This window comes from Thioclava marina (assembly GCF_002020135.1).
Lineage (GTDB): Bacteria > Pseudomonadota > Alphaproteobacteria > Rhodobacterales > Rhodobacteraceae > Thioclava > Thioclava marina.
Genome location: NZ_MPZS01000002.1, coordinates 740998 through 760803 on the forward strand (window position 1 = coordinate 740998; position 19806 = coordinate 760803).

At 65.1% G+C, this 19806-nt stretch carries 19 protein-coding genes; 10 read left to right on the top strand and 9 right to left on the bottom strand.

Annotated elements, in window-relative coordinates:
- The first annotated feature begins 242 nt into the window (after positions 1–242).
- The 5 genes from BMG00_RS13710 to BMG00_RS13730 all read left to right on the top strand — a co-directional run bounded on the left by BMG00_RS13710 (position 243) and on the right by BMG00_RS13730 (position 4592).
- Positions 243–530, top strand: coding sequence for a FeoA family protein (locus tag BMG00_RS13710; RefSeq protein WP_078529599.1), 288 nt, complete (start codon positions 243–245; stop codon positions 528–530).
- Positions 527–2434, top strand: coding sequence for a ferrous iron transporter B (gene feoB / locus BMG00_RS13715; RefSeq protein WP_078529252.1), 1908 nt, complete (start codon positions 527–529; stop codon positions 2432–2434). Before BMG00_RS13710 ends, feoB begins: the two co-directional genes overlap by 4 nt.
- A 136-nt stretch (positions 2435–2570) precedes the next feature.
- A complete protein-coding gene (locus BMG00_RS13720) occupies positions 2571–3218 on the top strand; it encodes a HupE/UreJ family protein (RefSeq protein WP_078529251.1) in 648 nt (215 codons plus the stop codon).
- The gene (locus BMG00_RS13725) at positions 3208–4011 is read left to right on the top strand and encodes a hypothetical protein (protein WP_078574725.1); all 804 of its coding nucleotides are present in this window, start codon (positions 3208–3210) and stop codon (positions 4009–4011) included. Before BMG00_RS13720 ends, BMG00_RS13725 begins: the two co-directional genes overlap by 11 nt.
- Positions 4008–4592, top strand: coding sequence for a DUF1007 family protein (locus tag BMG00_RS13730; RefSeq protein ID WP_078574726.1), 585 nt, complete (start codon positions 4008–4010; stop codon positions 4590–4592). Before BMG00_RS13725 ends, BMG00_RS13730 begins: the two co-directional genes overlap by 4 nt.
- Before the next feature lie 7 nt (positions 4593–4599).
- On the opposite strand, the gene BMG00_RS13735 is transcribed toward BMG00_RS13730, so the two are convergent.
- Complete coding sequence (locus tag BMG00_RS13735) at positions 4600–5469, bottom strand: DMT family transporter (protein WP_078574727.1); 870 nt, start codon at positions 5467–5469, stop codon at positions 4600–4602.
- Positions 5462–6136: a tRNA (5-methylaminomethyl-2-thiouridine)(34)-methyltransferase MnmC2 gene (gene mnmC2 / locus BMG00_RS13740; RefSeq protein ID WP_078574728.1), complete on the bottom strand. Its 675-nt coding sequence runs from the start codon at positions 6134–6136 to the stop codon at positions 5462–5464. Before mnmC2 ends, BMG00_RS13735 begins: the two co-directional genes overlap by 8 nt.
- A 49-nt stretch (positions 6137–6185) precedes the next feature.
- Between mnmC2 and BMG00_RS13745 the strand changes: the two genes are divergently transcribed.
- A complete protein-coding gene (locus BMG00_RS13745) occupies positions 6186–7235 on the top strand; it encodes an NAD(P)/FAD-dependent oxidoreductase (protein WP_078574729.1) in 1050 nt (349 codons plus the stop codon).
- A 223-nt stretch (positions 7236–7458) separates the two neighbouring features.
- On the opposite strand, the gene BMG00_RS13750 is transcribed toward BMG00_RS13745, so the two are convergent.
- From BMG00_RS13750 to BMG00_RS13780, 7 genes are all read right to left on the bottom strand, one after another.
- Complete coding sequence (locus BMG00_RS13750; RefSeq protein ID WP_078574730.1) at positions 7459–8202, bottom strand: sterol desaturase family protein; 744 nt, start codon at positions 8200–8202, stop codon at positions 7459–7461.
- 74 nt (positions 8203–8276) lie between these two features.
- On the bottom strand, positions 8277–8693 hold the full coding sequence (locus BMG00_RS13755) for a Na+/H+ antiporter subunit G (protein ID WP_078529239.1): 417 nt from the start codon (positions 8691–8693) through the stop codon (positions 8277–8279).
- 7 nt (positions 8694–8700) lie between these two features.
- Positions 8701–8970 carry a K+/H+ antiporter subunit F gene (locus BMG00_RS13760; RefSeq protein ID WP_038074819.1) on the bottom strand — a complete coding sequence of 90 codons (270 nt, stop codon included), beginning with the start codon at positions 8968–8970 and terminating at the stop codon, positions 8701–8703.
- The gene (locus BMG00_RS13765; protein WP_078529237.1) at positions 8967–9458 is read right to left on the bottom strand and encodes a Na+/H+ antiporter subunit E; all 492 of its coding nucleotides are present in this window, start codon (positions 9456–9458) and stop codon (positions 8967–8969) included. The genes BMG00_RS13760 and BMG00_RS13765 overlap by 4 nt, the downstream gene beginning before the upstream one ends.
- A 14-nt stretch (positions 9459–9472) precedes the next feature.
- Positions 9473–11131, bottom strand: a complete 1659-nt coding sequence (locus tag BMG00_RS13770; RefSeq protein ID WP_078574731.1) for a monovalent cation/H+ antiporter subunit D — start codon at positions 11129–11131, stop codon at positions 9473–9475.
- Positions 11131–11469, bottom strand: a complete 339-nt coding sequence (locus tag BMG00_RS13775; protein WP_078529235.1) for a Na+/H+ antiporter subunit C — start codon at positions 11467–11469, stop codon at positions 11131–11133. Before BMG00_RS13775 ends, BMG00_RS13770 begins: the two co-directional genes overlap by 1 nt.
- Complete coding sequence (locus BMG00_RS13780) at positions 11469–14465, bottom strand: monovalent cation/H+ antiporter subunit A (protein WP_078574732.1); 2997 nt, start codon at positions 14463–14465, stop codon at positions 11469–11471. The genes BMG00_RS13775 and BMG00_RS13780 overlap by 1 nt, the downstream gene beginning before the upstream one ends.
- A 417-nt stretch (positions 14466–14882) precedes the next feature.
- Between BMG00_RS13780 and BMG00_RS13785 the strand changes: the two genes are divergently transcribed.
- From BMG00_RS13785 to BMG00_RS13800, 4 genes are read left to right on the top strand one after another with little or no spacing between them, the layout of a single operon-like run.
- Positions 14883–16532 (top strand): OpgD/OpgG family glucan biosynthesis protein, encoded by a 1650-nt coding sequence (locus BMG00_RS13785; protein WP_078574733.1) that lies wholly within the window; start codon positions 14883–14885, stop codon positions 16530–16532.
- On the top strand, positions 16529–16741 hold the full coding sequence (locus BMG00_RS13790) for a hypothetical protein (RefSeq protein ID WP_078529229.1): 213 nt from the start codon (positions 16529–16531) through the stop codon (positions 16739–16741). The genes BMG00_RS13785 and BMG00_RS13790 overlap by 4 nt, the downstream gene beginning before the upstream one ends.
- Before the next feature lies 1 nt (position 16742).
- Complete coding sequence (gene mdoH, locus BMG00_RS13795) at positions 16743–18554, top strand: glucans biosynthesis glucosyltransferase MdoH (protein ID WP_078574735.1); 1812 nt, start codon at positions 16743–16745, stop codon at positions 18552–18554.
- Positions 18547–19806, top strand: a complete 1260-nt coding sequence (locus tag BMG00_RS13800) for an OpgC family protein (RefSeq protein ID WP_078574736.1) — start codon at positions 18547–18549, stop codon at positions 19804–19806. Before mdoH ends, BMG00_RS13800 begins: the two co-directional genes overlap by 8 nt.

Genomic DNA, 19806 nt, shown 5'->3' on the forward strand with positions numbered 1-19806 from the left:
AAGTTCTCGAATTTTTTCGCCGGAAACCCGCATTCCGGCGAAAAAACTCGTGACCCCACATAAACATTATATTTCATATGGATAGGGCGAAATTTAAACCGCCTCTAAATTCCTGACAAAAATAATCGATCACAAAGGCGTAAAAATACCAGAGTTCATTTGTCAGAGATCAAATTCATGGCTATCTGCGGTGTGTAGAGATCGGGTGAACAGAGTCGTTCCCGCCACCGGAGTTGATGATCATGAAGGCAAGCGCTGAAAAGATCGAAACCTGCAAATGCGCCTACCCGCTTGGCCAGTGCCGACGCGGGTTCAAGGGAACTCTGGTCTCGGTCTGCCCGCTCGCCGGCGAGAACGGTTACGACGCGGACGAGCTGGAACTGCGCCTTCTCGAGCTTGGCTTCATCGAGGGCGCTTCGGTGCACGTGCTGCATGAAGGCCCGTTCGGGCGCGACCCGATCGCGGTTCGCGTCAATGACACCACGGTCGCCCTGCGCCGTAGTGAAGCGATGGCCATCCTCGCGGAATGAGCTCGGCCCCCGCCATAAACCCGCCCCAAGCCAGCCAGCCCGATCCAGACGCTCAGCCCATCGAGGTTGCGCTGGTCGGTGCGCCCAACTGCGGCAAGACGGCGCTGTTCAACGCGATGACCGGCGCAACCGCGAAGGTCGGGAACTATTCCGGCGTGACCGTCGAGCGCAAGGTGGGCATCGCGACCACGCCCGAGGGGCGCAAGTTCTCGGTCATCGACCTGCCCGGCACACATAGCCTGCGCGCCCGTTCCCCGGACGAAGAAGTCACGCGCGATGTGCTTCTGGGTCAGCGCAAGGGCGAGCGCGTTCCCGACATGATCCTCGCGGTGGGCGATGCGACCAACCTGCGCGGCGCCTTGCGTCTGGTCTCCGAACTCAAGAAGGTCGGCCTTCCGATCGTGATGATCCTCAACATGATCGACATTGCGCGCCATCGCGGGCTCCAGATCGACCATGAGGCGCTGAGTGCGGAACTCGGCATTCCCGTCATCCCCGCGACGGCGGTGCGCAAGGGCGGGCTCGACCTGCTGTGGCAGACCGTCGACCCGCTGCTCAAGGCCGGACTGGCCGAGCCGCAACCCAGCAGCTGGGAGGTTCCCAGCACGCATGACATGCGCGTCGCGATGCGCGAGGCCGAGCGGCTGGTGAACGCGCATGTGATCCGCCCGCCCGAGCCCGATACGGTCTCGGCCAAGATCGACCGGGTGGTGCTCAATCCCTTTGCCGGGCCGGTGATCCTGCTCGCGATCCTCTTCGTGATGTTCCAGGCCGTGTTTTCCTGGGCCGCGCCCTTCATGGACGCGATCGACGCGGGCTTTACCTGGCTGGGCGGGATCGTGACCGCCGTGGTTCCCGAGGGGCTGGTGCAGAGCTTCCTTGCCGACGGGATCATCGCCGGCATCGGCTCGGTGATCATCTTCCTGCCGCAAATCCTGTTCACCTTCCTCTTCATCCTGCTGCTGGAAGATTTCGGCTACATGGCACGCGCAGCCTTCCTGATGGATCGGATCATGGGGCGTGCGGGGCTGAACGGGCGGGCCTTCATTCCGCTGCTGTCCAGCTTTGCCTGCGCAATCCCCGGCATCATGGCGGCGCGCGTGATCGACAACAAGCACGACCGGCTGACGACGATCCTCGTGGCGCCCTTGATGACCTGCTCGGCGCGCATTCCCGTCTACACGCTGATCATCGCGGCCTTCATCCCGAACCGCACGGTGCTGGGCGGTCTGAGCCTGCAGGGGCTGGTGATGTTCGGGCTTTATGCGGCGGGCGTATTCTCGGTGCTCGCGGTGGCTTTCGTGGCGCGCTACGTATTCGCCCGCGAAGAGCGCCACGCGCCGCTGATGCTGGATCTGCCCGATTACAAGATGCCGATCCTGCGCAATATCGCGCTTGGCCTTTACCAGCGTGCGCGGATCTTCCTGCGCCGCGCAGGCACGGTGATCTTCTGGGCGACGGTGGTGATCTGGGTGCTCTCGACCTTCCCGCTACCGCCCGAAGGCGCCACGGAACCGGCAATCAACTATTCCTTCGCCGCGATGATCGGCAAATTCATCGCCCCCGTTCTGGCGCCGCTGGGCTTCAACTGGCAGATCGCGGTGGCGCTCGTTCCCGGCATGGCCGCGCGCGAGGTGATGGTCGCGGGTCTGGCCACCGTCTATGCGGTCGGCGGCGAGAGCGGGCTGGTGCATCTGCTGGCCGACCAGTGGAGCCTTGCGACCGCGCTGGCCGTCCTCGCCTGGTTCATCTTCGCGCCGCAATGCATCTCGACGCTGGCAGTGATCCGGCGCGAGGCGGGGTCGGCGAAATGGATGTGGGTCGCGGTGGGCTACATGTTCGCGCTGGCCTATATCGCGGCCTTCCTGACCTACCGGATCGCGGTGGCGCTCGGCGCGGGCTGATCGACTGCGACGATTTGCGCTTTGGACTGCAACAAATCTGGCGCAGAGGTGAGATGTGGTGAGCTTCCCCCCACCTTGAGATTCGCGTCCGCTTCGCGATGATGCCCGAAGACAGTCACGACAAAGAGAGCCCCGGATGATCAGCCGCCGCCTCGCAGCCCTCGCGGGCCTCCTCGCCCTTCTCGCTCCGCAAATGGCTGCGGCCCATATCACTCAGACCGGCTCGGGCGGGTTCACCGCCGGGTTCGAGCATCCGCTCTCGGGCTATGACCATTTCCTCGCGATGTTCTCGGTTGGCCTGTGGGGCGCGCAGATGGGTGGGCGGCGCGTCTGGTCGCTGCCCGTGACCTTTCCGATGATCATGGTCGTGGGCGGCGTCATCGGCATTCTCGGCCTGCCTCTGCCCGGGATCGAGATCGGCATCGCACTCTCGATCATCGTGCTCGGCCTCGCGATCGCGGCGGCCTGGAAACCCGCCGAATGGGTATCGCTGGCGATCATCGCGGTCTTCGCGCTCTATCACGGCTACGCGCATGGCGCCGAGCTGCCGATGGCCGCCGACCCGGCCGATTTCGCCATCGGCTTCGTGCTCGCGACCGGCATGATCCACGTGATCGGCGTGGGCGTCGGGCTGGTGCTGGAGCCGATCCGGCACGGGCAGTTCTCGAAGCTGCTGGGCGTGCTCATCGCCGTGGTGGGACTGGGTTTCCTTGCGCTCGCTCTGGGCTATCTGCAATCGCAACTCGGTTTCCTGCAAGGCGGGCTGTACCTCTTTGGCAAGTGAGCTTTCACATCGCGAGACCACCACGCACGGCTGGCTGCGTCATCTGTGGGTGCTGGCGGGGCTGACGGCGCTGATCGTGCTGGCGCTGATCCCGCCCGCCCAACGCGGCGAGACAGGCGCCTGGCTGATCCGCGACGCGCTCGCGGTCGAGCGGCTCTTCCCGATCTTCGGCTTCGGCATCGCGCTTGCGCTGGTGCCGGTGCGGCGCGCGCAGATCGCGGCGCTTTTGTGGGTGATGGGCATGGGGCTGGGGCTCGCCTTCCGGATCGAGCTGATGGCCGCGCTCCAGCAGATCCCCGGCGCGATTACGCATCACTTCCTGACCCTGCCGATCACCGCGATCACGGTGGGCGCGACACTGGCGCTCGGGCGTGGGCCGCGCCCGGTGCTGATCGTGCCGGCGGGACTGATCCTCGGGATTTTCTACGCGCTCTCGGTGAAGCTGTCGGACCCGAGCTTTGGCGGCAGGCCGTGGATCTTCCTTGCGGGCATGGGGCTTGCGATCTGGCTGATGGGCGCGGTCGTACTGATCCTGCGCAGCTGGCAGGCGAGCTGGTTCGAGATCGCGGGCCGGATCATCGGTAGCTGGCTCGTGGCGATCGGCCTTCTCTACGGGGGCGTCGCGCTGATGGGCAACAAGCTCAAACCCAAGACCGCACCCCCGGCCAATGCCGCATCCGAGAACGCCCCCGCTGCGCAAAACGCCGTGCCCGGGGCCGATGAATTCCCCAGTTTCGGCGCCCCGCCCCCGGCCGCCCCGCCCGGCCAGAAAAAACCGGATTTCCAGCCATGATCCGCCCAGTCCTGTTCGCCGCCCTTCTCGCGGCCACGCCGCTCACCTCGAACGCTCACCCCGAGGACGAGATCCTGATCCGCATGCTCGTCGGCATGGACAAGGGCCAGATCACCCATATCGGCGAGAGCTGGACCTTCGACCCCACCGTCTCCGACTGGCTGATCCAGAGCTTCGACGCCGATGGCGACGGACAGTTCTCGGGCGATGAACTCGGCGCTTTGCAGGAAGCTGCACGGCAGAACTCGGAGGGGTCCTATTTCTACACCCGGATCTGGAAAGGGACCGAGCAACTGCCCGATCCGCAGATCTACGGCTTTCAGGCGACGGTGAAGGACGGCTCGGTGACGATGGCTTTCGCGCTGGCGCTCGCCGCGCCGGAAGACCCCAACGCCCTGAGAATCGAGATGTATGACCCGGAAAATCTCACCGGTCTCGTGCCGGTGAAGGAGAACCCGGTGGTGATCCGTGGCTTGAACGATGGCGAGACCTGCGTGCCTGCGGTCGCGGTGAACAAGCCCGATATCCATGGCGGGCCCGATGCGATCCCGATCGCGCTGACGATGGCCTGCAACGGCTGAACCAGCTTCAGTTCGCCGCCACCCGCGCGCGCCAGAGCGTGAAGAGGCCCGCGCTTACCACCACCGCCGCACCGATCACCACATTCATCTCGAGCGCCTCGTGAAAAACGAGCACCCCCAGCGCCGAGGCGAAGACCAGTTGCAGATAGGCGAAAGGCTGGATCGCCGAGGCCTCGGCCACCTCATAGGCCTTGATCAGCAGGAAATGCCCGGTCGCGGCTGTAAAGCACAAGATCCCCATCCAGCCCCAGTCGGAGAGGATCATGTTCTCCCAGTGCCAGATGCCGACCGCAGTCACCACGACCGCCCCCACGACGCCCGTATAGAAGAACGAGACCGAAGCCGGATCGACCCGCCCGACATAGCGCGTCATCAGCGAATAGAGCGCAAACAGGAGCGCCGCCGCCAGCGGGATCAGCGCGTAGGGAGAGAACACTCCAAAACCCGGTTGAAGGATGATCAGCACGCCGATGAAGCCGACCGCGATCGCGACCACCCGCCGCCAGCCCACCTTCTCACCCAGAACGGGCCCCGACAGCGCCGCGACCAGCAGAGGATAGCAGGCAAAGACCGCGTGGGAATGCACGAGGCCCAGATAAACGAAGGCCTGCACCATCACGATCACCTCGGTGATCAGGACGATGGACCGGATCAGCTGAACCCAAGGCAGGCCCGAGCGCGTCGCCCGTTTGATCCCGCCGGGGCTGCGCGCGGCGATTAACAGCACGAAGCCCGCGAAGAACCAGAACCGCACCATCAGCGCCATGTAGACGTTGTAAGTCTCTGCCAGATGGCGCGAGATCCCGTCCTGCATTGCGAAGATGAAGGTCACCGCTACCATCAGAAGGATGCCCTTGCGGTTCGACTGCTCAACCATGTTTCACCCCGCGCGACATGTGCCTCTTGCGCCCGAAACCGGGCGAACGGCTGACCTCGAACCCGGCCTCTTCCAGCGCCCGGCGCACGAAGCCCGCCGCCGTATAGGTCGCGAATGTGCCATCCGGCGCGGTATGGGCACCGACCTGAGCCATCAGCTCCTCACCCCAAAGCTCGGGGTTCTTAGCGGGGGAAAACCCGTCGAGGAACCACGCATCGACCTTCGCCTCCCATGCGGGCAGCTGCTCGCGCGCGTCGCCTTCGAGGATTTCGACGGCGACGGGACCAAGTTGAAACCGGCGCTGCCCGGCGGCCCAAGCGTCGAGATAAGGCCCCGCCACCGGAGCAACCTCGGGAAAGGCCTCCAGCGCGCGGGCGATTTCCTCGGCCTCCATCGGATAGGCCTCGAAGGAGGTGAAGCGGATCGGGCACTCCTCCGGACAAGCCAGCCGCAAAGCCAGCAGGTTCAGCCCCGTGCCAAATCCCAGTTCGGCCACCCGAAATCCCGGACGCAGCCGCGCGGGCAGATCATTGCCCGCGAGAAAGACGTGGCGCGTCTCGGCCAAGCCTCCGGCGAGGCTGAAATAGAGATCGTCGAAACGGCGCGAGACCGGCACGAGGCCGTCGCGCCAATCGAGATCGGCTTTGCTCTGGTCAGGGGCGTTCATCGGGGATAGTCCAAGCTCACCGACCCAGCCTTGAAGCAGGAAGCGCGAAATGACAAGCGGCAGACCCGACTTAACGGTGCGCGGCGGCGGCATCTTCGGCCTCGCCATCGCGTTTGAAGCCTCGAAGCGCGGCGCAAAGGTCCGGCTGATCGAGCGGACCCGCATCGGCGCTGGCAGTTCGGGCGGCCATGTCGGCGCGCTCGCCCCGCATGTCCCCGAGAACTGGAACCCGAAGAAACAGTTCCAGCTCGAAAGCCTGATGATGGCGGAAGCGTTCTGGGCCGAGGTGCAGCGCATCGGCGGAAAAGATCCGGGCTATGCGCGACTCGGTCGGATCCAGCCGCTGGCCGATGACGTTCAGGTCGCGCGGGCGAATGAACGTGCCGCAGGCGCCGCCGAACTCTGGAAAGGCTTCGCCACCTGGCGCCTCACCGAGGCCGCCGAATTCGCCCCCTTCGTGCCGCCCTCCCCCACCGGCCTCGTGATCCACGACACACTCTCGGCCCGCGCCAATCCCCGCGCGGCCGGGGCGGCACTCGTCGCGGCCCTAGAGACGATGGGCGCCGAGATCATCATCGGTGAGGCCGAGGAGATCGGCGCCGTGATCCACGCGACCGGCGCGCCGGGTTTGGCAGAACTGAACGTCGCTTTCGGCAAGACCGTCGGCACCGGCGTGAAAGGGCAATCGGCCCTTTTCCAATATGCCGCGGGCGCGGCCCCTCAACTCTATGCCGAGAGCCTGCACATCATCCCCCATGCCGACGGCACCGTCGCGATCGGCTCAACCTCGGAGCGGGACTTCGACGCCCCCGACACGACCGACGCCCAACTCGACACGCTGATCGAGAAAGCCCGCGCGTTGTGCCCGCCGCTCGCCGAGGCCCCGGTGATCGACCGCTGGGCCGGCGTGCGCCCGCGCGCCAAATCCCGCGCGCCGATGCTGGGCGGCTGGCCGGATCGTCCCGGCCATTTCATCGCCAATGGCGGGTTCAAGATCGGCTTCGGGATGGCGCCGAAAGCGGCGCAGGTGATGACGGATTTGGTGCTCGACGAGCATGACGCGATCCCCGAGGGGTTTCGCGTGACGGATAACCTGTGAAAGGGGGGCGCTGCCCCCTCTGGCCTGCGGCCATTCACCCCCGGGATATTTCGACCAAGAGGAAGTTAAACGCTCTTTAACCAGAATCGCGTGAATCTGGAGTCGCGGAACAGGCGGGGACGCCGATGGCCGCCCAAGGGGAAGCGCCCGGCCAGCCACCCGAAGACGGTTCGAGCCGGGCGTTTTTTCTTCCTCTTGGTCGAAATATCCCGGGGGGCGCGCGTCAGCGTGCGGGGGCAGCGCCCCCTCCGACGAGGCCTGCCCGCGCGACCTCCCGATCCGTGATCCCGAAGCGCGGCGCGAATTTCTCGCGTGCGGCAATCAGTCGTGGATCGTCGGGGCGCAGGCCGAGGGTGCGGATGAACTCGACTCGGCTTTGGGTTTTCAGCTCATCGCGCGAGATCGCGGTGCCCATGAGACGGTCGATCACCTCGCCGCCTGCGGTGACGTGGAACCATTTCGAGAAGTCGCGGAAATGGTGCTGGTTGTGCAAGGTCGAGACATGGCGCTCGATCGCGGTTTTCTTCACCGTGACATGGGCGGTGGTGTGGAACCACTCATAGGCGAGGAAGGTCGCTGCGCCGCCAAGCGGGACGATTGCGACGGCGATGTCGAACGCGTGAGGCATCTCGAGCAGCGACAGGATCCCCCAGAGAAGCGCGGTATTGCCGACCAGCACCGGCACGATCACCGAGAGCGGCGCGAAGAGAAGCGGCCAGCAGGTCGGGAATTCATGATGGCCGTAATGCACCCGGTAGAGCCAGTTGAAGGCCCATTGCCGTTTCGGGGGCGCCATGTGGAAGATGTAGCGGTGCAGCCCGTATTCATTGAGCATCTGCGCCGGGATGCCCAGGAGCGCCACGGCCCAGAGCCAGGCGGGCCCTTGCGCGATCCACCACGCCGCCGCCGCGACGACCACGATCATCACCCAGATCGACAGATGGGACAGCATCAGCCGCAGCCGCATCACGAAACCTCCCCGAAATCTCCTCCGGGGTCAGCGTGACACGGCGCGGGCCATGCTCAAAGCGTTTCGCGACGTCAGTCGGCCTTGTCCGCGGCCTCGGTCTCGCGCTCGACCGCCAGTTCGCCCTCCGAGGTGTCGGCATCGGCGGTGTGCACCGCCCAGTCGCCCTCGCCCGCGGGTTTGGGCAGTTTCTCGGCTGGCCAGTCGCGGAAGATATTCGCCTTCGAGATGAAATGCGCGGTGATCGGCGCGGTGAGGAAGATGAACACCGTCACCATCAGCTCGTGCAGCGTCAGGTGGCCCTGCTTGACCGCGAACCAGACCATCGAGGCGATCAGGATCGAGCCCACGCCCAGCGTCGCGGCCTTGGTGGGCGCGTGCAGGCGCGTCATCGGGTCGGGCAGTTTCACCAGGCCGAAGCTGCCGACGAGACCGAAGACGCCGCCGATCACGAGCAGCGCGGAAATCACGATATCCCAGAACATCTCCATCACACCCTCACTCGATAATGTCGCCGCGCAGGATGAATTTCGCGAAGGCCACCGTCGCCACGAAACCGGTCATCGCGTAGAGGATCGAGGCCTCGAAGAAGAGCGCGGTGCCCTCCCAGATCCCGAAGAGCACGATCATCGCGATCGCGTTCACCGCCATCGTGTCGAGCGCCAGAACCCGATCAGTCACCCCGGGCGCTTTCACGACCCGGTAGAGATTGAACAGAAGCGCCAGCGAATAGCAGGCGATGGCGAAGATCAGGGCATAGGTGATCATTCGAAAATCTCCTTCAGGCGGGCCTCGTAGCGGGTCTTGATCTCATCGCGCACAGCATCGGCGTCCGGCGCGTGCAGGCAGTGGACCAGCAGCGAATGGCCGTCGGCGGCCAGCTCCGCCGTGAGCGTGCCGGGCGTCATGGTGATCGTACCGGCGAGCACCGTGATCGCCTCGGGTTCGACGATGTCGAGCGGCACCGAGACCCAGGCCGGGTGCAGCTTGGAATTGGGCATGAAGAGCACGATCTTCGCCACGGTGATATTGGCGACGATGATGTCCCAGAACACCACGAGGATATATTCGAGGATCTTCACCGGATTGCCGATGCGCGGCCGCGCGGGCCAGTAAGGCGCGGTCAGCCACGGGATCGCGAGCCCCACGAGGATCGCGAAGACCAGCGAGTTGATCGTGTAGGCATTCGCCAGGAGCAGCCAGACGATCGTCAGCGTCAGCGTCAGATAGGGGTGCGGCAGGATCTTGCGGATCATCTTGGTCCCTCCCCTCAATGCGCCGCGGCCGGGGCGTCATGCCCGGTCTCGGTCTGGGTGTCGGTTGCGTGACCGTCTTCGGAGCGCATTTCCTCGATCACCTCCATATGGCCGTGATCCTGGGCGCCGATCCGGGCGGCCTCCTGCGCGCGCGCCTCGGCGCCTGCCAGAACCGCATCGGTATATTGCGCGGGCGTGAAGAGCTGGGCGGCGGTACCTTGCAGCCAGTTGCTTGCAGGGCCGGCCAGAACCGTCAGCGCGACCGAACCCGCCAGCAGGATGCCGGTGGCGGTGAAGGCCAGCGCCGGAGAGCTTGCATCTTTCGAGGGTTGCGGGCGTTCGTCCTCTTCGGCCTCGACCGCATAGGAGCGCCAGAACACCTGGCTGCCCGCGCGCCCGAAGCCGACGATGGCGATGAGCGAGGTGATCAGCACAGCCGCCCAAAGCCCCCATTGTCCGCGCGTGGCGTCGAGGATCATCAACTTGCCGAGGAAGCCCGACAGCGGCGGCATCCCCGCCATCGCGATCGCGCCCGCGAAGAACAGCGCCGCGATCAGCCCGTGCTGGGCGATCTTCGGCGCATCGCTCAGCGACAGCCCCCAGCGGCCCCGGCGCTCGCGCACCAGATCGGCGATCAGGAACAGCGCGGCGGCGACCAGCGTGGAATGGACCATGTAGTAGAGCCCCGCCGAGGTCGCGCCTTGGGTGAATTGCGAGAAGGCCAGCATCATCGTGCCGACCGAGCCGATCACCGAATAGGCGACCACCCGCCCCAGCGACCGCGCGCCGAGAATACCGACCATACCGATCACCAGCGTCACCATCGCGGCGGGCAGCAGGATGTCATGGGCGAGCGTCCCGGTCGTGCCGGAGATCGGGAAGATCAGCGTGTAGACCCGGACGATCGCATAGACGCCGACCTTGGTCATGATCGCGAACAGCGCCGCCACCGGACCGGGCGCGTTGGTATAGGTCGCGGGCAGCCAGAACTGGAACGGCACCAGTGCGGCTTTCACCGCGAAGACCAGCATCAGGAGCGCCGCGCCCACCTTGATCAGCGCAGTCTCATCGGCCGGCATCTGCGCCACTTTCACCGCCAGATCGGCCATGTTGAGCGTGCCCGCCACCGAGTAGATCGTGCCGAGCGCGAACAGGAACAGCGTCGAGCCCGCGAGGTTGTAGACCACATATTGCACGCCGGACTTCAGCCGCGCGCGCCCGCCTCCGTGGATCATCAGACCATAGGAGGCGATCAGCAGCACTTCGAAGAAGACGAAGAGGTTGAAGGCGTCGCCGGTGAGGAAGGCGCCGTTGATCCCCATCATCTGGAACTGCATCAGCGAGTGGAAGTGCCAGCCGCGCTTGTCCCAGCCAGAGCCGATCGCATAGAGCACGATCACGAGGCCGAGGATCGAGGTCAGCAGCAGCATCAGCGCCGAGAGCCGGTCGAGAACGAGAACAATCCCGTAGGGCGGCTCCCAATCGCCGAGGCGGTAGACTTCGGGCGGATGGGTCGAGGCCGACACCATCAGCACGATCGCCAGCACCAGGAGCGCCGACATGCCAAGGATCGAGGCCACGCGCTGCGTGACCAGATCGTAGCGCATCCACAGCACGATCAGCGGCGCGAGCATTGCCGGGATGACGACCGGCGCGATGATCCAGTGGTCCATCATTGGCCGTCCTCCTCGGTCTCGAGGTCGATCCGGTCATTGCCCGCCTCAATGAAGGCGCCCAGCGCGAGCATCACCACCACGGCGGTCATCCCGAAGGAGATCACGATCGCGGTCAGCACCAGCGCCTGCGGGATCGGGTCGGTATAGGAAGTCACGCCGTCGCGCAGGATCGGCGGCTGGTTGATCACCAGACGGCCCGTGGCGAACAGGAAGACGTTGACCGCGTAGGACAAGAGCGACATGCCCACGACCACGGGGAAGCTGCGCAAACGCAGGATCATGTAGATACCGGCGGCGGTCAGCACGCCGATGGCGGAAGCGACAAGCAGTTCCATCAGTGATCGCCTCCGTGGTCTTTCTTGTTCTCGTGGATGGTGTCACGTTCGGCCTGGGTCGCCTCTTGTGCGGCGCGGGCGGTCTTCCACCAGCGGCGGGGCACCTTGGCCTCGGGCGGGTATGGCCCGGCCGCGAGTGGCGCAAGCACCCGTGCCTCGGGTTTCTCGGCCACGATATGCGCGCCGTCCTCGCCCCCCTGCTCGCCCATAGCCGCGCGCCGCGCGAGGCGGCTCAGACCGCCCAGCGCCAGCATGACCGAGCCGACGACGCCAAGGAACACGCCGAGGTCGAAGCCCGCGGCGGTTGCCAGTTCGAACTTCTCGAGGCCCGGCAGTTTCACATAGCCGAAATCGGAGGTGAGGAAGGGCATGTCGTTGAAGAACGCCCCCGCCCCGGTCACGCCTGCAACCAGCACGCCCGCCGCGATCAGCACGTGGTAATAGACCTTCTGGCGCGCCTGGGTCCAGGCGAAGCCCGAGGCCATGTATTGCGTCACCAGTGCGATCGCCACGACCAGACCGGCGATGAAACCGCCGCCCGGCTGGTTATGCCCGCGCAGGAAGATATAGAGCCCGACCACCAGTGCGATCGGCATCATCACGCGGGTCACGATCAGCAGCATCAGCGGGTGCTTGTCGCCACCGCGCGCCACATCGGGCCGCCAGGCGATTAGCTTGCGCGAGGACGCGCCTTGCAGCAGCGCCTCGGTCAGCGCGAAGATCACGAGGGCCGCGATGCCAAGCACCGTGACCTCGCCGTAAGTATCGTAGCCACGGAAGTCGACGAGGATCACGTTCACCACGTTGTCGCCGCCCGCGAGGTTATAGCTGTTGTCGAGCATGTAGCCCGACATCGTCGGGAAGGCGAAATCGCGCGTCATCAGCGCATAGATCAGCCCGGTCACCGCCACGCCCGCGACAATGGCGAGCCCCGCGTCGAAGCCGAGCTTCATCCGGCTCGATTCCGTCTTCGTGACCTTGGGCAGGAAGTTGAGCGCCAAGAGCATCAGGACAGCCGTGACCACCTCGACCGAGATCTGCGTCAGCGCGAGGTCCGGCGCCGAAAGGAAGATGAAAGAGATCGAGACGATGAGCCCGACGATCCCGATCATCACCAATGCGAGGATGCGGTTGTGATGGAAGGCCACGATCGACAGGGTCGCCGTCAGCAGCAGGATCCAGGCCGCGATCGCTGCGCCATTGACCGGGGTGAGGTCGCGCGTCGGCGCCCCGATCGTGCCGGTCGAGAAGGCGTAAAGCCCCGCCGCGACCGAGGCCACGGTGAACAGCATCAGGTAGCGCGCCATCGAGCCGGTATGCAGACCCTGCGTGATGAAGACCGCCAGAGCGTGCGCCTTGTCGATGATCCAGTCGAAGATCGCCTTCGCCTCAGGGCGCGGGGTCCTGTCCCAGATCTTTTGCAGCGGAGCATGGGCGCCGAGGAAGATGATACCGCCGATCACCGCAATGGCCGACATGATCAGCGCCGGGGTCACGCCGTGCCAGATCTTGAGCGTGTGCATGTGATAGCCGCCGCCCACGACCGCATTGGTCGCCATCTGGACGTAGGGCCCGGCAACCGCCATCGGGAACAGACCGATCGCGACCACGAGGACCACAAGGAAACCGGGGCTCAACCACATGCCGAAATTCGGGTCATGCGGTTTCTTCGGCAGATCCTCCGAGACCGGGCCGAAGAAAGCGTGGGTGATGAAGCGGAAGGCGTAGGTGGCCGAGAACAGCGCCGCGACCGTCGCCATCGCCGGGATCAGCCAGTCGTTCTTGAGCCAGCTCGTATGGGCACCCGCCTCCAGCATCATTTCTTTCGAGAGGAACCCGTTGAAGAGCGGGATCCCCGCCATCGACAGCGCCGCAATCGTCGCAATGGTGAAGGTGATCGGCATCAGCTTGCGCAGCCCCGAAATCCGGGTGAGATCGCGCGTGCCCGCCTCGTGATCGACGATGCCCGCGCTCATGAACAGCGCCGCCTTGAAGGTCGCGTGGTTGATGATGTGGAACACCGCGGCCAGCGCGCCCGCCTCGGTGCCGAGGCCCAGCATGAAGGTGATCAGCCCCAGATGCGAGACGGTCGAAAACGCGAGCAACGCCTTCATGTCATGCTTGAAGATCGCGATCAGCGCCGCGATGAACATCGTGAACAGCCCGACCGAAGCCACGATATAGAACCATTCCGGCGTGCCCGAGAGCACTGGCCACATCCGCGCCATCAGGAAGAGCCCCGCCTTCACCATCGTCGCCGAGTGCAGGTAAGCCGAGACGGGCGTGGGTGCCGCCATCGCGTGCGGCAGCCAGAAATGGAACGGGAATTGCGCGGATTTCGTGAATGCGCCCCCGAGGATCAGCAGCAGCGCCGGGATGTAGTAGGGGCTCGCCTGGATCGCGTCCTTGTGCTTGAGGATCTCCGAGATATCGTAGCTGCCCGCGATATGGCCGAGTATCAGCATCCCCGCGATCATCGACAGCCCTCCCATGCCGGTCACGGTCAGCGCCATACGCGCGCCCTGGCGGCCCTCGGGCAGGTGTTTCCAATAGCCGATGAGCAGGAAGGACGAGAGCGAAGTCAGCTCCCAGAAGATCAGCAAAAGCAGGATGTTGTCGGACAGAACAATGCCCACCATCGCGCCCTGGAACAGCAGCAGATAGGTGTAGAACTGCCCCACCGGGTCGCGGTTCGACAGGTAGTAGCGCGCATAAAGGATGATCAGCAGGCCGATCCCGAGGATCAGCGTCGCGAACAGCATCCCCAGACCGTCGATCCAGAAATTCACGTTCAGGCCCAGCCAGGGCAGCCAGTCGATCTTCGTCTCGACCACGCCACCGGCCAGCACCGTCGGCAGGTTCAGCAAGAGCCCCAGCAGCGCGAGCCCGGTAAAGAGCGCGGCGACCGCGGCGGCATTATTGCGTCCGGTGCGGATCAGGATCGACGGCAGGGCAGCGCCAAGGAAGGGCAAGGCGGCGATCAGGGCAGGCGACATTTTCTCTCCGGTCCGTTCTTTGGCGGGCCTTGGGGCGAAAGATGCGCGCGCATTGCTCCCCCCCGCGCAAGCTACCCTCTACCTGCGCATGAGGGTCTCGCCTGTCAAGCGCCGCCGGGCGGAATCAGGGCCAGAATCGAGCCGGTTTCGACCGTTAGCGCCCATAATACCCGGTCACCCGCCCCCCGACGGCTTTTCGCAGTTGCAGCGAGCTGTGATCGGAAAAGCGCACCATCGGCGGGAAACCGCGCTTTTCGACGCATGGATGGGCAGGGTTATGCAAATTTCGCATAGCTTGGCCCGTCCGGCAGGCCCGAGACCGCAAGAGCTCTTGCAAGTTTCGCAACCCTGTGGCTATGCAAATCCCGATCCGTGCCTATCTATGGGCACGAAGCGACTGTTATCGCAGGGAAACCAATGCCTCATTCCCGCACCTTGCCAGTGTCCCGTCTTTCTCGCCGACAGCTTCTGCGCGTTGGCTCCGCAATGGGCTGCCTTGCCGCGGCCGGTCTCGTACCGAGCCCGCTTATGGCGCAGGATGCTCAACCTGCGGGCGATGCCACCCCCGCCCCGGCACCTTCTGCCGCACCGCAGCAAACGCCCTTCTCCTTCGACGCGCTTGCCGCCGAGATGCAGCAGGCCGCGAAAAGCGACCCGGTTGCGCCTGCGACCAGCTCGGCGGAGTTCCTGAGCAAGCTGAACTATGACAGCTACCGCCTGATCCGTTTCGACCCCGCGAAATCGCGTTTCGCCGATATCGAGGATACGCGGTTCGAGCTTCAGGCCTTCCATCTGGGCTGGCTTTTCAAGCAGCCGGTGCAGCTCTTCACCGTCGAGGCCGACCAGTCGCGCCCGATGGAATTCAACACCGACGATTTCATCTACGAGCGCGAGGCGCGCGAGATCGTTCCCGAACACGTGGCCCTTCCGGGTGTCGCGGGCTTCCGCCTGCACAGCCCGATCAACCGTCCCGACATCATGGACGAGCTGATCGCCTTCCAGGGCGCTTCCTATTTCCGTGCGCTCGGGCGTCGCTCGGCCTATGGGCTTTCCGCACGCGGGCTGGCGGTGAATACCGGCCTGTCGGTCGCCGAAGAGTTCCCGCGCTTCACGCGGTTCTGGATCGAGACCCCGCAACCGGGCTCGGACACGATCACCGTCTTTGCCGCGATGAACTCGCAATCGCTGACCGGCGCCTATCGCTTCGTCATCACCCCCGGCGAGGCCACGGTGATGGATGTGACCGCGCGCCTCTTCATTCGCGCCGATATTCAGCAACTCGGCGTCGCGCCGCTGACCTCGATGTTCCTTTACGGGCCGCGCAACCGCTCGGATTTCGACGATTACCGCCCGAAGGTACATGACAGCGACGGGTTGGCGATCGAGCAGGCCGACGGCGACAGGATCTGGCGCCCGCTTCAGAACCCCGGTGCGCTTGCCTCGTCCTATTTCTCCGAGACCGCTCCGAAAAGCTTCGGGCTCTATCAGCGCGATCGCGACTTCGACCATTATCAGGATGCCTCGGCCCATTACGAACGCCGCCCCTCGGTGCGCGTCACGCCTCTGGGCGACTGGGGCAAGGGGATGGTCCGCCTCGTCGAGATCCCGTCGAAACTCGAAGTGAACGACAATATCGTTGCCTTCTGGGTGCCCGAAGCGCCCGCGAAAGCAGGCGATGCGCTGGAATTCGCCTATCGTCTCGAATGGGGCGATCTGCCCCCCGATCCGGCCGACACCCGCGCCCATGTCGAAGAGACGCGGGCGGGAGAAGGCGGCGTCTCGGGCGTCGAGAACACCAAGGGCACCCGGAAATTCGTCATTGATTTCAAGGGTGGAGAGATTTCGCGCCTGCCGGGATCGGCGGCGGACAAGATCAAAGCGGTCACCCATGCGAACAAGGGAAAGATCGTTACCGAGACGCTGTCGAAGGTCGAGCAGGACGGCGTGTGGCGGCTTGTGCTGGATGTTTCTGCCGATAGCGATGCTCCGGTGGAACTTTCCGCGCACCTTTCGGGTTTTGGACGGAACCTGTCCGAAACCTGGCTATACCAGTGGAATAAATCATGATGTCCCATCTCGACCTGCCCGCCGTCCCCGCGATGACCGAGCAAGCCCGTCCCGTGCGCGTCGTCTCCCCCGAGGCGCTGATCGCGGGCCCTTGCGCGCTGCCCGCCGCCCCGATGGCGATGCCGCCGCAACAGATCGAGCCTGATTTGAGCCTGAGCACCCGCCTCGCGCGGCTGTTCACGCGCCGCCCTGTTGGGGAAGGCACCTGACATGACCGCGCTGTCGCGTCCTCGCGGCGCCACCTTGATCGCCCTGCGCAGTATCGCGCTGGGGCTTTCGGCGCTGGCCGGTATCGGGGCCTTCGTGCTGTTCTTGCAATTCGGTCAGGCCGACGGGTTGCAGACGCTCGATATCGTGCGCGCGGTGCTGATCCTGATTTCGACGCTCTGGCTTGCATGGGGCGCGGTGCAGGCGCTGATCGGTTTGAGCTCGCGCGCCGAGGCGCCCGCCTATGATCCGGCGGCCCCGATCCGCGGACGCACCGTCGTTCTGGTCCCCGTCTATAACGAAGACCCGGTTGCGACCTTTTCGCGTGTGGCCGCGATGGATGCCTCGCTGGCCACGGCCCAGGACCCTGCCGAGGTCCACTTCGCGATCCTGTCGGACACCCGCAAGGAAGAGATCGCCGCCCGTGAAGCGCGCGTCTTCGCCCATCTCGTTGACGAGCGCGACGGGCTCGGACGGTTCTTCTACCGCCGCCGGATCAACAATATCGGCAAGAAGGCGGGCAATATCGAGGATTTCATCACCCGTTCGGGCGCGGCGTATGACTACGCGCTGATCCTCGACGCCGACAGCCTGATGGAAGGCGAGACGATCCTGCAGATGATCCGCCGGATCGAGGCTGAGCCGCGTCTGGGCCTTCTCCAGACGCTGCCCAAGGTGATCCGGGGCCGCTCGCGCTTCGCCCGCGCGATGCAGTTTTCGGCCAGTTTCTTCTCCCCTGTCTTCGCGCGTGGTCTCGCGATGCTGCAAGGCAAGACCGGTCCCTTCTGGGGTCATAACGCCATCGTGCGCACCCGTGCCTTCGCCGAAAGCTGCGGCCTGCCCGCACTGAAGGGCAAACCGCCCTTCGGCGGCCATGTGATGAGCCACGATTATGTCGAGGCGGCCCTTCTGGCGCGCAGCGGCTGGCTGGTACGGCTCGATGACGATCTGGAAGGCTCCTACGAGGAAGGCCCCGAGAATATCGTCGATCATGCCAAGCGTGACCGCCGCTGGTGTCAGGGCAACCTGCAACATTCGCGCATCATCGGCGCACCGGGCCTGCGCGGCTGGTCTCGCTTTGTCTTTGCGCAAGGGATCATGGCCTATATCGCGCCGCTATTCTGGCTCGGGTTTCTCGTGGCCTCGATTGCGGCGCCCCTGTTCGTTCCGCCGCCGGATTACTTCCCCGAACCTTACTGGCCTTTCCCCTATTTCCCGCCCTCCGAGGCCTCCAAGGCAATCGGCCTCGCCATCGGCATCTTCGGGCTTCTGCTGGTGCCGAAGCTCCTGATCGCGGCGCGCGCGGCGCTTGTGGGGACTGCAAGCGGTTTCGGAGGCGCCGCGATGGGATTTGCCTCGACTCTGGCCGAGCTTCTGTTTTCCTCGCTCACCGCGCCGGTGCTGCTGGCCTTCGCGACGCGCTCTGTGTTTCAGGTGCTTATGGGGCGTGACGGCGGGTGGCCGACGAACAATCGCGGCGACGGTCGGATGAGCCTTTCCGAGGGGTTCGCCGCCTCGTGGTGGATCGTCGCAATCGGCCTTGGCGGGCTGGTCCTGACCGATCTGCTCGCGCCGGGGCTGCTGCTGTGGCTGCTGCCGGTCGGGCTGCCGATGATCGCGGCTCCCTGGTTGATTTCCTGGTCTTCGCAGCCCTCGCGCTCGCGGTTGATGCTGGTGCCGAGCGAGGTGTCGACCCCGCGCGTCGTTCGCCTGCACGATGCGATTTTCACCCGCTGGGAAAATGCTTTCCCGGCCCCCGATCCCGCACAGCCCGCTCCGGTGAGCGCGGCCCCTCGGAGCCCCGCCCATGCATGAGCGTTCCTCCCCCTTGCCGGTAAAGGCCGGGCGCGACCTGCGGATCGACCTGTTCCGCGGCCTCGCGCTGATCATGATCTTCATCGATCATATCCCCGGCAATCTCTATGAGAACTTCACCTCGCGAAACCTCGGTTTCTCGGATGCGGCGGAAGGCTTCGTCTTCATGTCGGGCCTTGCGGCGGCGCTGGCTTACGGCCCCGCGCTGGCGAAGGGGTTGAGCTGGGAGGGCACCTCACGGCTCTGGGGCCGCGCATGGCTTCTCTACCTCGTTCATATCCTCACGGCGGTCTGGGCGATCGCCATCGTCTCGGCAGCCGTGCAGTTCTGGGGCAACGAGGCGATGCTCGCGAAGAACGCCTTCAAGACCTATGGCACCGATCCGTTCGGCTTCCTTATCGGGATCGCGACCCTCGGGCACCAGCTCGGCTATGTGAACATCCTGCCGATGTATATGGCGCTGCTGCTGATGGCGCCCGCGCTGATCCGGATCGGGCAGCGCAGCAAATGGGCGCTCTTGGCGACCTCGGTCGGGCTTTGGGCGCTGACGGGGCTGTTCCGGCTGAATCTGCCGAACTACCCGATGCAAGGCGGATGGTTCTTCAACCCGCTCGCCTGGCAGCTGGTGTTCAGTCTCGGCATCCTGACCGGCCTCGCGATCCGCGAGGGCAAGCGGCTGGTGCCGGTGAAAGGCTGGATCGTGGCGCTCGCGGCAGGTTGGCTGGTGCTGACCTTCGCCTGGGTCCATACCGAGTGGATGCTCGAAACCTTTGGTCACGGTACCTGGCAATTGCGCCAATGGGGTGTGCCCTTCTTCATCGCGGGTTTCGACAAGACCTTCGTCTCGCTGCCCCGGCTGACGCACCTTCTGGCACTCGCCTATATCCTGTCGCTTCCGGGCATCGTGCCGCGCATCGCCGCATCGCAGGCAGTGGCGCCGATCCGGTTGCTGGGCCGACATTCGCTGCCGATCTTCGCGCTCGGGACGATCCTCGCCATTGCCGCACAGGCGATCAAGCAGATCCACCCCGGCGGGCTTGGGCAGGACACGCTGATCATCGGGACGGGGCTGGCGCTGCAATTGGGCTTTGCCTTCGCCCGCGACCGGCTGGGGCCGAAAGCGATCGCAAAGCGCAAACGTCATCGCGAGACATCGGGGCCACAGCTGGCCTTCGGCCCGCCCGTCGTGCTTGCGGCAGGCAACAGCCCCGTGCCGGTGCCTCCGCGCCCGAGCCGGTCGGCGGCGCGCTGA